11 protein-coding genes are annotated in these 13,148 nt (G+C 70.9%); 3 read left to right on the top strand and 8 right to left on the bottom strand.

Annotated features, from left to right (window positions below):
- Positions 1–21 precede the first annotated feature (21 nt).
- Positions 22–1,230, bottom strand: coding sequence for an alpha/beta hydrolase fold domain-containing protein (locus ABD235_RS37290; protein WP_344182966.1), 1,209 nt, complete (start codon positions 1,228–1,230; stop codon positions 22–24).
- A 121-nt stretch (positions 1,231–1,351) separates the two neighbouring features.
- Between ABD235_RS37290 and ABD235_RS37285 the strand changes: the two genes are divergently transcribed.
- On the top strand, positions 1,352–1,786 hold the full coding sequence (locus ABD235_RS37285; protein ID WP_344182964.1) for an alpha/beta hydrolase: 435 nt from the start codon (positions 1,352–1,354) through the stop codon (positions 1,784–1,786).
- On the top strand, positions 1,783–3,327 hold the full coding sequence (locus ABD235_RS37280; protein WP_344182962.1) for an MFS transporter: 1,545 nt from the start codon (positions 1,783–1,785) through the stop codon (positions 3,325–3,327). The genes ABD235_RS37285 and ABD235_RS37280 overlap by 4 nt, the downstream gene beginning before the upstream one ends.
- A gap of 12 nt (positions 3,328–3,339) precedes the next feature.
- Here ABD235_RS37280 and ABD235_RS37275 read toward each other — a convergent pair whose 3' ends face one another.
- A complete protein-coding gene (locus ABD235_RS37275; RefSeq protein WP_344182960.1) occupies positions 3,340–4,569 on the bottom strand; it encodes an RNA polymerase sigma factor in 1,230 nt (409 codons plus the stop codon).
- A 117-nt stretch (positions 4,570–4,686) separates the two neighbouring features.
- Here ABD235_RS37275 and ABD235_RS37270 point away from each other — a divergent pair, with 117 nt between their 5' ends.
- The gene (locus ABD235_RS37270; RefSeq protein WP_344182958.1) at positions 4,687–5,223 is read left to right on the top strand and encodes a GNAT family N-acetyltransferase; all 537 of its coding nucleotides are present in this window, start codon (positions 4,687–4,689) and stop codon (positions 5,221–5,223) included.
- Positions 5,224–5,233: 10 nt separating this feature from the next.
- On the opposite strand, the gene ABD235_RS37265 is transcribed toward ABD235_RS37270, so the two are convergent.
- From ABD235_RS37265 to ABD235_RS37240, 6 genes are all read right to left on the bottom strand, one after another.
- Positions 5,234–6,820: a phytoene desaturase family protein gene (locus ABD235_RS37265; protein WP_344182957.1), complete on the bottom strand. Its 1,587-nt coding sequence runs from the start codon at positions 6,818–6,820 to the stop codon at positions 5,234–5,236.
- Positions 6,821–6,897: 77 nt separating this feature from the next.
- Complete coding sequence (locus ABD235_RS37260) at positions 6,898–7,725, bottom strand: HpcH/HpaI aldolase/citrate lyase family protein (RefSeq protein WP_344182955.1); 828 nt, start codon at positions 7,723–7,725, stop codon at positions 6,898–6,900.
- Between the two features lie 56 nt (positions 7,726–7,781).
- Positions 7,782–8,969 (bottom strand): CaiB/BaiF CoA transferase family protein, encoded by a 1,188-nt coding sequence (locus ABD235_RS37255; protein ID WP_344182953.1) that lies wholly within the window; start codon positions 8,967–8,969, stop codon positions 7,782–7,784.
- A complete protein-coding gene (locus ABD235_RS37250; RefSeq protein ID WP_344182952.1) occupies positions 8,966–10,957 on the bottom strand; it encodes a formylglycine-generating enzyme family protein in 1,992 nt (663 codons plus the stop codon). Before ABD235_RS37250 ends, ABD235_RS37255 begins: the two co-directional genes overlap by 4 nt.
- Positions 10,954–11,832: a ribokinase gene (locus tag ABD235_RS37245; protein ID WP_344182950.1), complete on the bottom strand. Its 879-nt coding sequence runs from the start codon at positions 11,830–11,832 to the stop codon at positions 10,954–10,956. Before ABD235_RS37245 ends, ABD235_RS37250 begins: the two co-directional genes overlap by 4 nt.
- Positions 11,825–13,135: an ADP-ribosylglycohydrolase family protein gene (locus ABD235_RS37240; protein ID WP_344182948.1), complete on the bottom strand. Its 1,311-nt coding sequence runs from the start codon at positions 13,133–13,135 to the stop codon at positions 11,825–11,827. Before ABD235_RS37240 ends, ABD235_RS37245 begins: the two co-directional genes overlap by 8 nt.
- Positions 13,136–13,148: the final 13 nt, after the last annotated feature.

The raw sequence follows: 13,148 nt of genomic DNA, 5'->3' as shown, positions 1-13,148 counted from the left end.
CGTCGAGCGTTCCGCGCCCGCTCAGACCGTCTCGCGGGCCTCGTCCTGCCCCAGCAGCCCCGCGGTGAACTCGCCGATCTTCCCCAACGCCAGCCGCGCCTCCGGCAGGAACGACCAGAACAGCTGGAAGATGTGCGTGTCCACGGCGTACATCTCGGACACCACCCGCACACCGTCACGCTCGGCGTTCTCGACCAATTGCCGGGCCCCCGGCGCCACCGGATCCCCGGTCGCCATCTGCACGAGCAGCGGTGGCAGCCCGGTCAGGTCCGCGATCAACGGATCGATCAGCGGATCGTCGATCGGATGGTCTCCGATGTACCAGTTGACGACCCGCGCCATCGTCGAGAAGCCCTCGTGCCGCGCCAGCGGCGACGTACCGTCCGCGATCGCTCCCATGTCCACCCCCGGACACAGCAGCACTCCCCCGGCCGGCAGCGGATGCCCCTGGTCCCGCAGCGCGAGCAGCAGCGACATCACCAAGCCGCCGCCACCGGAATCTCCTGCAAAGATTATCTCTTCCGGCCGCACGCCCTGTTCGATCATCCACAGGTAGGCACTCAGCGCATCGTCCAGCGCCGCCGGGAACGGATGCTCCGGCGCCAACCGGTAGTCCGGAACCAGTACGCCGGCCCCGATCGCTTCCGCCAACGCGCCGGCCAGCCCGCGATACCCATACGCCGACCCGAGCACGAAGCCCCCACCATGCAGGTGCAGCACCCTCGGCAGCTCCGCATCGGCACCCACCTGCAGCGCCGGCACTCCCCCACAGTTCACCGGCAGTACGACGGCCTCAGCCGGCAGCGGCGCCTGCGCCAGCATCTGCTCGTACGCCGAACGCATGCCGACCAGGTCCTCCGCGTCCGGCGTACCGAGCGCCACCGGAGCCCACAGGCGGTTCGCCCGCCCGACCAGCTCGCCACCGACCGACCGAGTGGTCGCCACCGCACTGTCCAGGTCGGTCAGCAACGACCGCGCCCTGTCCAGCAACGCATCACCGGCCAGTGTCAGCTCCACCCGGTGCGTGGACCGTCGGAGCAGGTCGCAACCGACCAGCCGTTCCAGCGCCCTGATCTGCCGGCTCAGCGCGGGCTGGGACAGGTACAGCCGGGTGGCCGCCCGGCCGAAGTTCAGCTCGTCCGCGACCGCGACGAACGCTCGCAGGTGGCGCAGCTCGATCGCATCCGGGGTGTTGGACAGTGCCAGCACGTCAGCCGACTCGTTGCTCATGCCAGCCATTCTCACCACAGGTCACGGCCAAAGGCCTCTGTTCGGTGATGCCGATGGTGCACCACGGCCATGCGCGAACGGCCTTTCCCTTCACCGGGTCCGCGCTGCGAGCGTTGCAGCCATGACCACTCCACGCGTGACTCGCAGCGCCGCAGTCCAGCTGCGCGGCGCCACCGGGCCGATCTGGGCCCGCATCTACTGGCCGGCCCGCAGCGGTGCGCGGACGCCACCGCTGCTGGTCTTCTTCCCCGGCTCCGACAGCGACGACCCCGACCAGGAGTGCCGGGAGCTCTGCCGACGCGGCGGTCTGGTGATCCTGGCGGGCCCGACAGCCAGCGGCCACGACCAGGCTCTCGCAGACGCGAGGGCGATCGTCGGCTGGGCCGCGGACCACGCGGCCGAGCTGGAGGCCGACCCGGCCCGGCTGCTGATCTCCGGCCGGGGCGACGGGCTCGCACTGGCCGTCGAGGTCAGCCGGATCGCCGTACAGGAGGGCTGGCCTGAGCTGCTGTTGCTCACCGACCTGATCACCACCTTGGAAAGGACCAACCGATGAGTGAGACAACCACTGCCCTCGCGACCAAGCGGGAGTGGATCGGCCTCGCCGTACTGGCTCTGCCGACGCTCCTGCTGTCGCTGGACGTCAGCGTGCTCTACCTGGCGCTGCCGAAGCTCAGCGCCGACCTGGGCGCGACCAGCACCCAGCAGCTGTGGATCCTGGACATCTACTCGTTCCTGCTGGCCGGCTTCCTGGTCACCATGGGCACGCTGGGCGACCGGATCGGGCGGCGCAAGCTGCTGCTGATCGGTGGTGCTGCGTTCGGCGCGGCCTCGCTGCTGGCGGCCTGGTCCAGCAGTCCGGAGATGCTGATCGCCACCCGTGCGCTGCTGGGTGTCGCGGGTGCAACGCTGATGCCGTCGACGATGGCCCTGATCCGCAGCATGTTCCACGACCCGAAGCAGATGGGTCAGGCGATCGGGCTCTGGTTCAGCTGCTTCATGGGCGGCATGCTGCTCGGCCCGGTGATCGGCGGGGTCATGCTGGAGCACTTCTGGTGGGGCTCGGCGTTCCTGCTCGGCGTACCGGTGATGGTGCTGCTGCTTGTCGTCGGCCCGGTCCTGCTCCCGGAGTACAAGGACCCGCACGCCGGTCGGCTGGACCTGGCCAGTGTGGTGCTGTCGCTGGCCATGATCCTGCCGGTCATCTGGGGACTGAAAGAGCTGGCCCGGTCCGGCTGGGCTTCGTTGCCCTTGCTGGCGATCGCCGCTGGTGTCGCCGTCGGCGTCCTGTTCGTACGACGGCAGCAGCGGCTCGAGCACCCGTTGCTGGACCTCGGACTGTTCCGGCTGCCGCGGTTCAGCCCGGCGCTCGGCATCATGTTCGCCAGTGGCGTGGTGATGGCCGGAGTGTCGTTCCATGCGGCGCTGTTCCTGCAGGTGGTCGAGGGGCTGTCCCCGCTGCACGCAGGGCTCTGGCTGATCCCGTCGAACCTCGCCATGATCGCCGGACTCACCCTGGCACCGCGGATCGCGCAGCGCTGGCAGACGGCGCCTGCCATCGCCGGTGGGCTCGTCATCTGTGTCGTGGGGTTGTTGATCGTCACCCGGACCGACACTGCCGGCGGGGTCGGCGTACTGATCACCGGGCTGGTCGTGACGTCGTTCGGGATGGGCCTGCCGATGGGGCTGACGATGAACCTGATGATGGCCGCGACTCCGCCGGAGCGGGCCGGATCGGCTGCGTCGCTGAACGAGACCAGCGGTGAGGGCGGGATCGCTTTGGGCATCGCGATCCTGGGCAGCCTGGGGACGCTGGCCTACCGCCGCACCCTCGACCTGCCTACTGGGCTGCCGGACGGGGTTGCCGAGCAGGCGACGCAGAGCATCACCGCAGCGATCGCGGCAGCCGGTCAGCTGCCGGGGCAGCTCGGCGAGGACCTGGCGGCAGTCGCCAAGGCCGCCTTCGCCAGCGGCCTGCACCTCGTGGCCGGGGTCGGTGCGGTGATCTTCCTCGGCTGTGCGGTGATGGCCGCGGTCCGGCTGCGGACGCCGGTCGACGAGGCCGTCACCGAGCCGGAGGCCGAGCTGATTCCGTAGTACCAGCAGGCGTCAGCCGTCGGTGATCCCGGCGGCTTTCGCCGTGAGGTAGCGCTGCTCCGGCAGGCTCGTCGTACGGCGGGCTGCCGCGAGGAAGTGCTCCCGCGCGGCCGCCGGCTGGCCGGCTCGCTCCAGCAGGTGAGCCCGTACGGCGTCCAGCCGGTGGTTGTCGGCCAGGAGTTTGTTGTCGTCCAGCGTCGCCAGCAGGTCCAGCCCGGCCTGCGGTCCCTCGACCTGAGCGAGCGCGATGGCGCGGTTGAGCGTGACCATCGGGTTCGGCGCGAGCTTCTCCAGCAGCACGTACAGCGCGAGGATCTGCCGCCAGTCGGTCTCCTCGGCGGTCGGTGCTTCGGCATGGACGGCGGCGATCGCGGCCTGCAGCTGGTACGGCCCGACCTCGCCGCTGGCCAACGTGCGCAGGATCAGCGCCGCGCCCTCCTCGATGGACTCCCGGTTCCACAGCGTGCGGTCCTGCTCGTCGATCGGGATCAGCTCGCCGCCGTCGGTCGTCCGGGCGGCCCGCCGCGCGTCGGTGAGCAGCATCAGCGCGAGCAGACCGGCCACTTCACCTTCGTCCGGCAGCGACTCGCGCAGCATCCGGGTCAGCCGGATCGCCTCGGCGGTCAGCTCGACCCGCTGCAGCTCCTCGCCGGAGCTGGCCGTGTAGCCCTCGTTGAAGATCAGGTAGAGCACCTGCAGCACGACGCGCAGCCGGTCCGCGCGCTCCTCCTCCGGCGGCAGCACGAACCGGCTGCCGGCCGCCTTGATGCTCTTCTTCGCCCGGCTGATCCGCGGGGCCATCGTTGCCTCCGGCACCATGAACGCGCGCGCGATCTCCGCCGTACCGAGCCCGCCGACCGCACGCAGCGTCAACGCGACCTGCGAGGCCGGAGTGACCGCCGGGTGGCAGCACAGGAACAGCAGCGTCAGCGTGTCGTCACCCTCCGCCGGCTGGTCCTCGTCCGCACCGGGCGCCACCAGCTCGGCCATGCCGGCGACCGAGTCCTCGCGCTTGCGGCGCGCGCTTTCACTCCGGAACTGGTCGGTCAGCCGACGCGTCGCGACGGTGATCAGCCAGCCCCGCGGGTTCGCCGGTACGCCGTCCACCGGCCACTGCGTGGCCGCCGCGAGCAGGGCCTCCTGCACGGCGTCCTCGCACAGATCGAACTGCCCGTACCGCCGAGCCAGAAACCCCAGCACCTGGGGCGTCAGTTCCCGTAGCAGCGGCTCGATCTCCGTCATGGATTCGGAGCCTATACGGGCACCGAACCACAGTCGGCCTCGGAAGCTCTCGACCTGTTGCTGCTCGCCCACTCGCCTGGCTTGATCGGCGACGCGGGTGCTGATTGGCTGGCGGGCGTGAACGAGCTCGGAGATGTCGCGTGGCCGCCCGCACCGATCCGGACCGAGCGGCTCGTGCTGCGCGAATCCGAGGCGCGGGACCGTCCGGCGTTCGTCGAACTGCTGGCGTCGCCGGAGGTCAACACCTACCTCGGCGGCCCTCGGCCGCGCGACGAGCTCGAGCGCGCGCTCCCGGCCGTTCCCGGGCGGTTCCCCGGAGGCTTCGTCGTCGAGCTCGACGGGAAGATGATCGGCCAGGTCCTGCTCAGGAGAGCGACCGAGCACCGCCCGGCAGCCGTCGGCAAGATCGACCTCGGCTACCTGTTCCTGCCGCGGTCGTGGGGTTCCGGGTACGCCGCCGAAGCGTGCGCCGCAGCGCTCGACTGGCTCGACAGCGTCCTCCCCGGCGAGCCGGTGGTGCTCGCCACCCAAACCGCCAACACCAGCTCGATGCGCCTCGCGGCGAAGCTCGGGTTCGCCGAACTCGAACGCTTCCACGCGTGGGACGCCGACCAGTGGCTCGGCCTGCGCCCGCCGGCCGTCCCGTCCGCCTGAAGCAGCGCGCCTAGCGCTGGAGACGGCGGAGGGCGGCGGTCGGAAAAGCCCTCGTGACCGGACCCAACAGCGAGGCATCCCGCAGGGCCGTCCGCGCGGCCAGATGCCCGCAGGCGCCGTGGACGCCGGGGCCGGGGTGGATGGCGGAGCTGCCCAGGTACAGACCGCTCACGTACGTGCGTGCGCTGCCCAGGCCGACCGTCGGGCGGAAGATGAGCTGCTGGTGCAACTGCGCCGTCCCGCCGCCCAGAGCGCCGAGGCCGAGGGACGCGTTGTCGCCCACGAAGTCCATCGGCCGCTGCAGGTCGCGGTCGAGCACCAGCTCGGAGAACCCGGGCGCGTACCGCTCGATGTGCCGGTCCATCCGGTCGCCGAGCTTCTCGGCGGAGGCGTCGTCGGCGATGCCGCGTGGCAGGTGCGAGTACGCCCAGACCGCCTCCGTGCCCTCCGGCGAGCGCGTCGGGTCAGACTTCGTGGTCTGGCCGATCAGCATGAACGGTGCCGACGGCAACCGTCCCGTCTCCAGGTCGGCCGACACGTGGATCAGGTCGTCCGCCGTACCCCCGAGGTGGACGACGCCGGCCCGGCGCGCCTCGCCGGAGTTCCACGGGATCGGGCCGCGGAGGCGGTAGTTGACCTTCACCGTCGGGTAGTCCCACTCGAACCGCTCCAGGTCCCGCCGCAACCCGGCCGGAACGCTTGCCTCCGGCAACAGTACGTCGTACAGCGTGGGGGCCGAGACGTCGCCGATCACCGCGCGGCTGACCGCGATGCGTTCGCCTGAGGCAGTCCGTACGGCGGTCGCGCGGTCGCCGGTGAGCTCGATCCCGGTGACCGGGGTGCCGGCGACGAACAGCGCGCCCGCGCGTTCGGCACGGCGACGGAGTGCGTTCGACAGAGCACTCGACCCACCCTCTGCGACCGGGTAGCCGACGTCCTGCGCGAGCATCGCGAGCAGCCAGCCCATCGTGCCGCTCACCGAGCCGTTGAGTGGCGCGTCCGCGTGGAACGAGTTCCCGGCGAGCAGCGCGCGGCCGCCGGGGCCCTCGAACAGCTCCTGCGCCATCCGGTGCATCGGCATCGCCATGAACCGCGCGAACCGGATCAGCTCCCCCGCCGACCCGAGCCGCCGCGTCAGTCGCGCGGCCGGAAGGACGGGCGGCCAGGTGGTCAGCAGCGACTGCAGGAACGGCTCGCGGATCTTCACGTACTTGGAGTACAGGTCCAACCACGCATCGCCATCAGCCGGATGATCCTTGGAGATCGAGGCCGCCGTGTCGTTCGGATCCGGGTGGATCGCCGCGGAGGTCTCCGGGTCGAGCAGGTGCGCGAGCGCGAGTGGCGCGTGCGCCCACTTCAGCCCGAACTTCTCCAGCTCCATCGCCCGGAACACCGGCGACGCCATCCCCAGCGGGTAGTTCGAGCTGTACCGGTCGCTCACCCACCCGTCCTCGGTGGTCGACCGCACCGCTCCACCGAAGGTCTCCTCGGCCTCCAGCACCAGCACGTCCCACCCGGCATCGGCCAGCTCGACCGCGCTCACCAGCCCGTTAGGCCCCGAGCCGATCACCACGGCGTCCACCCTGCGAGGAAGCATGCCTACGACCCTAAAGCATGCCGCTCGTCACACGACGTACGGCGCTCAACTCCGCGCAGATACCCCAGAGGGCGACTTCAGCTCTGGCGGGACTCGATCTGCTGCATCAGCGTCGTCAGCTCCCGCGCCCGGCCGAGCATCGCCGGGTCGACCATGCGGCCGTCGGGCAGGACGATCACGCCGCCCTCGGCCACGCCGGCCTTCTCCACCGCGGCCAGGAGGTCGGCCGCGTCGGCCAACTGGGTGGCGGTGGGCGTGAAGGACTCCACGATCGGCGCGAGCTGGCGGGGATGGATCGCCGTGCGGCCGACGAAGCCGAGCGCCCGCCCTTCGACGCTCGTACGGCGTAGGCCTTCCTCGTCGTTGACGTGCGGGTACACCGACATCATCGGCGCACCCAGCCCGGCGGCTCGAGAGGCCGAGACCAGGCGACCACGGGCCCACGCCAGTCCCGCCGGGCCGTCGACGCCGAGGGAGCTGGCGAGATCGGCCTCGCCCAACGCGACCGCCGTCACGCGCGGGTCCGCGGAGGCGATCTCGAACGCGCGTTCCAACCCCAGCGGGGACTCGATGAGTGCGGTGATCCTCGCCGAGGGCACCTGATCCAGCACCGCCAGGACGTCGGCCGCGCTCTCCACCTTCGGCAGCCGCACCCGGACCTCGGGGACCGCCGCCAGCGCGGCCAGGTCGTCCTCGATCCACGGCGTACCGGGCGCGTTCACCCGCACCTCGAACGCCGACGAAGCCCGGGCCGCGATCCACGCCACGGCCCATCCGCGCGCGTCCGCCTTGTCGTCCACCGGTACGGCGTCCTCGAGGTCGAACACCACCAGATCGGGGCCCGCGGCAACAGCCTTCGCGAACCGGTCCGGCCGATTCGCCGGTACGTACAACGCGGTCAGCACGGCGCTCCCACCCCGACGAGTTCGCCGGCCCCCGCGAGAGTTGTCGCGAGCATCACCTACACCACGCCCGACTCGCGAAGAGCGGCCAACTGCTCCGGCGTCACACCGATCTCGGCCAGCACCGCGTCCGTGTCGGCGCCGTGCGGACGCCCCGCCCAGCGGATCTCGCCCGGCGTCTCCGACAGCCGGAAGAGCACGTTCTGCATCGCCACCGGACCGCCCAGCTCGTCGTCCTCGATCGTGGTGATCGTGTTCAGCGCGGCGTACTGCGGGTCCTCGACGATGCCGCGGACGTCGTGCACCGGCCCGACCGCCGCCTCGGCCTTCTCGAAGGCGAGCATGACCTCGTCGAGCGAGCGTTCCGCGATCCAGGAGCCGACGGCCTCGTCGAGCTCGTCGGCGTGCTCGGCGCGTTCGCGACCGGTGCCGAACCACGGCTGAGCCACCAGGTCGGCGCGGCCGACCAGGGTGACGACGCGCTCGGCGATGCTCTGCGAGCTGGTCGAGACGGCGACCCAGCGCCCGTCCGCGGTCTGGTACACGTTGCGTGGCGCGTTGTTCGACGAGCGGTTTCCGAGCCGCGGCTGGACGTACCCGGTCTGCTGGTACGCCGTGATCTGGCCGCCGAGCATCATCAGGATCGGTTCGATGATCGCCATGTCGATCACCTGCCCCTGGCCCGATCGGTCGCGTTCGCGGAGCGCGACCAGGACGGCGTACGCCGTCGCGAGCGCGGTGATCCCGTCCGCGAGCCCGAACGGCGGAAGCGTCGGCGGGCCGTCGGGCTCACCGGTGACCGCGGCGAACCCGCTCATTGCCTCCGCCAACGAACCGAACCCGGGCCGGCTCGACCACGGGCCGACCTGACCGAACGCGGTCACGCGAGCGATGACGAGGCGCGGGTTGGCCTCGAGCAGTACGTCGGGGCCGAGGCCCCAGCGCTCGAGGGTGCCCGGGCGGAAGTTCTCGACCAGGACGTCCTGCTCGCGGATCAGGTCGAGGAAGACCTCGCGGCCGCGAGACAGGTCGAGCGTGGCGAGGCGCTTGTTCCGGCCCAGCGTCTTGAACCACAACCCGATGCCGTCCTTCGAAGCACCGTGCCCACGCGCCGCGTCGGGGCGCGCCGGGTGCTCGATCTTGGTGACGTCGGCGCCGAAGTCGCCGAGGAAGGTCGCGGCGAGCGGACCGGCGAAGAGAGTGGCCGCCTCGACCACCTTCACTCCGCTGAGAGGTGCAGTTCTCACCGCGCGCACCGGAAGCCGATGGTCTCCGAGCGGTCGAGGCCACCGCCGGTGAGGACGAGCTTGAAGCTGACCTCCGGCTCCTGCGGTCCACCGTCGGCGTACCAGTCCGAGCCCTCGGCGGCGTACCAGGAACCGCCCTTGAGGATGCAGAACCGGCTGCGCCCGTCGCGGTGCTCGGACTCCGTCCAGTTCCAGACCAGAGGCTCCAGTCGCGTGAACCCGTCGAGACCAGCGGCAACCTGCCACTCGTCCTCGGTCGGCAGGCGACCACCGGCCCACTCGGCGTACGCCCGCGCGTCCGCCAGATCGACGTACGTCACCGGCTGGTCCTCGGTCCCGGGCGCCGGAGCGCCCTCGACCCAGTGCGCGAGGAAGCGGTTCCCCACCAGCGGCTGATAGTCGCTGGCTTTCAAGAACTCGAAGTACTCGGCGTTCGTCACCTCGCGGACGGCGACCGAGACCTCCGCCAGCGACACGTCGCGCTGCAGCGTCTGCTGGTCGTGCAGGCGCGGAGGCAACGGCTTCCACTCCTCCACGTACGGCGCTTCGTCGTACAGCCCGGTCTCGCGCCGCCGGTGACGCACGACGAGCGAGCGATCTCCGGCGGGGACCACGACCACCGGCCCGAACGACGCCTCACCGACCGGCATCGGCGGCGGCACCCGCCGGCCGGGCGCCACCGGGAACGCCGAGTCCTTGACGTGCGGCCGCGACATCGTCCCGAGCCGCCGAGCGGTCGCCCGGCAGGTCGCGCCGGCCGTCGCGCCGACCCGCACGATCCCGGCCACTCCACGCCCCGGTACGACGAGGCGCACGCCGTCGTCGTCCGCGGTGATCGGTACGCCGGACGTCACGTCGTACCAGTCGCCGACCTGGTCCTCCGACTTCAGCACGATGCCGTCGAAGTCCTCGTCGTCGCGGTTGATCAGCGTCCAGAAGGTGATGTCGGCCAGCTCGAAGCGCGAACCGAAGACGCCGTGCTCGCGGGCCTTGTCCGGGATCTCCGGGGTCAGCGGGATCCAGTCGCCGTTGATGAGCACCGGAGAGAACGCTCTCTGGGCCGCGACCATCCGCCGCAGCGTCGCGCGGTCACGGGCGTTCCAGCCGACCCACGCGCCGAACACGCTCTCCCAGACCAGGATGCCGACGCCGTTGACCCAGGCCGACTGCAGCTCGTCGCTGTGGTCGCGGTTCCAGCGCCGGGTGTGGTGCATCATGTGCCGGCGCTCGAACAGGTGCGCCCGCAGGACACCGGGCGCCCGGGTGTCGGCGAACCACTGCGCCCAGGACAGCGCGTGGTCCGAGATCCTTGCCAAGGGCAACCGTGACTCGCCCTCGAAGGCGATCGCCGGGTTCACCTTGTTCAGCGCCCGGGTGAAGGCCGGGTCGCCTTCCTTCAACGTGTCCAGGAAGGCGCCGTCGGCCCCGAAGTCGGCGACCAGCGAGGCGAACTCCTCGGCGTCCGGACCGTCGGCGCGGCGGGTGCCGACGTCCCACGGGTTGTAGTCGAAGAACACCTTCAGCCCGAGCCCGTGCAGGTCGTCGACCAGTTGCTTCAGGCCCGGAACGTCGCGGTAGAAGTCGAACTGGTTGCGCGAGTCGATCCCGATCACCGGGTAGGCGTGCCACAGCACCACCGCGTCGTACCCGCCGAAGTCCTCGACGCCGTGCTGCACGAACTTCGCCGGGGTGAAGGACCCGGTCGCGACGTCGTACAGCTGGTCGTCCCAGAGCCAGACCAGCGCCACCGAGTACGCCGTCTGGGTCCACTCGCGACCGGGCTCCTCGTAGTGCGAGCCGCCGTCGTACGCCGTCCGCCCGTAGGCGCCCATCAGCCACTCGGCCAGCTTGCCCCGCCAGCGCGGCAGGTCGGCCGGGTCCTCGGGAGCGCCGAGGATCTTGGCGTCGTCGAGGAAACTCAGGTCGGCCCGGAGGCCGAGATCGACCTTCGCGGGCAGATCGATAGGCCTCGGCTCCAGCGGGTTCACAGGTACACCTCCGCAACGCGCGCGTCGACAGCTTCCCCGTGAGGCACCGAGGGGATGGCCCCCGCGGTCTGAACACTCAATGAAGCTGCAACGGTAGCGCGTCGGACCGCATTCGTCAGGTCGCGCGCTGTAGTTGATGTCGCAGCAAGTGTCGCGGCAAGAACTCCGCAGAAGGTGTCGCCGGCGGCGGTCGTGTCGACCACCTCGACCTGGACCGCCGGGACGCGGACCTCGTCCGCCCCACGGGTCAGGATCACCGCGCCCTCGGCGCCCAGTGTCACCACCGCGGCCGGCACCCGGTCCAGCAGTGCGGACCGCTTCGTTCCAGCTACCGCTTCGGCCTCCGTCTCGTTCACGACCAGCAGGTCGACATGCCCCAGCAACTCGTCGGACAGCTCGGCGGCCGGTGCGGCGTTCAGGATGAAGTACCTGCTCGCCTCGGCCGCCGCCTGCACCGTACCGAACGGAATCTCCAGTTGGGAAAGGACTATTTTCGCCTCGGCCACGGCCGCGCGGGCCTCAGGCGTCAACCGCAGCTCGGCGTTCGCCGAGGGCGCCACGGTGATCGCGTTCTCGCCGTCGGCGTCGACCGTGATGATCGCCGTACCAGTCGGCGCATCGACGATCTGCACCAGCGACAGGTCGACCCCGTCCAGGGCCTCGCGCAGCAGCGCTCCCCCGTCGTCCGCACCGAGCGCCGCGACGAACGCCGTCGACGCACCGGCCCGGGCGGAGGCGACCGCCTGGTTCGCGCCCTTGCCGCCCGGACCGCGGGTCAAGCCCGACGCGAGCACGGTCTCGCCGGGACGCGGGATCCGCTGGACCGGAAGCACCAGGTCCACGTTCGCGCTGCCCACGACCACGACGTCAGCCACGCCGGTTCTCCTTCGCCACAGCCAGGGTCCGCGCGGCGAGCTCGTCGAACGAGACCTGGTTCATCCCCGGCAGGCTGGTGGCCAGCCGGTTGTCGAGCGGTTCCGACCACTCTGACGGAACACCGCGGACGGCGCCAAGCACAGCGCCGACGGTCGCGCCGACGGAGTCGGTGTCCCAGCCGCCCATCACCGCGCGACCGACACCGGTCGCGAAGTCCGGGGCAGTCAGCGCGTACGCCGTGAGCGCGCTGTTGTTGACCGCGTGGACCCAGTGCAGGTGGCCGTAGTCGGCGTGCAGGACGTCGAGCGCGTCGTCGAGCTCGTGGTCGGCCAGGGACAGGCCGAGGTGGACCGCGCGGGCGATCTCGCTGTCGGCCGCGATGGCCTCGAGGCCGGCCAGAGCCACCTCGCGCGGGTCGTCGAGGACGAGCGCGGCGGCAGACATCGCCGCCACCCAGATCGCGCCGTCGACGCCCGCGCCGGTGTGGCTCAGGCGGGCGTCGGTCAACGCGAGGCGGGCGGCCGCCGTACGGTCACCGGGGTGCACCCAGCCGTAGACGTCGGTCCGGATCTGCGCGCCGATCCACCAGCGGAACGGGTTGCGCACGAGAGCCGCGCGTTCGGGATCGACGCCGTCGAGCAGGTTACGGTAGGCGACCCGCTCGGCGGTGAACACGCGACCGGCCGGCAGATCGCTCAACCAGGCCTGCGCCACGTCCTCGGTGGTCAACTCGTCACCGTGCTTCTCGACCAGCCGCAACGCGAGGATCGCGAAGTTGAGGTCGTCGTCCTCCGGCATCCCGGCGATGTTCTCGCGCAGACTCGTCGGCTTCGACCGCCGGTTCCACGGCCACCGCGCCTGCACCTCGTCAGGCACCCCCACCGCCGTCACGTACTGCCGCAAAGGCCACTGCCCCGAACTCCCCAAGATCTCCCGAATCCCCACCCGAGGAATCTTCTCCACCGGCTTCCCGAGCAGATTGCCCGCCGCCCGGCCCACCCAACCCTCCAAAACCCGCCGTTCCACCCCACGGAACGAATCGCCCTCGAGCAGGGGAAGTACGGGGATCTCCGGTGCGGTCCACACCGGAGTCAACTCATCAAGTTCCTTCAGCAACTCGCGGGCGAGCGCTCGCAGTTCGGGTGTGGCCGGCTGCGCCGAGGCGCCCGACACCGGCGCCTCCGTCGACCCACCCGCGGCAAGCCAGCGGGTGGTGATGTCCCGGACGTCGGCGCCTTCGGCTGCGGACTGGACCAGCTGGTGCGGCAGCAGGTCTTCCGGCTGCACCCAGGTCAGTCTCATCAGGGTTGTTCCT

Origin of the sequence: Kribbella lupini, from assembly GCF_039529595.1 — a bacterium.
GTDB lineage: Bacteria > Actinomycetota > Actinomycetes > Propionibacteriales > Kribbellaceae > Kribbella > Kribbella lupini.
The sequence above is the reverse complement of the archived record's forward strand: the minus strand, read 5'-3'. Positions and strand labels throughout refer to the sequence as shown.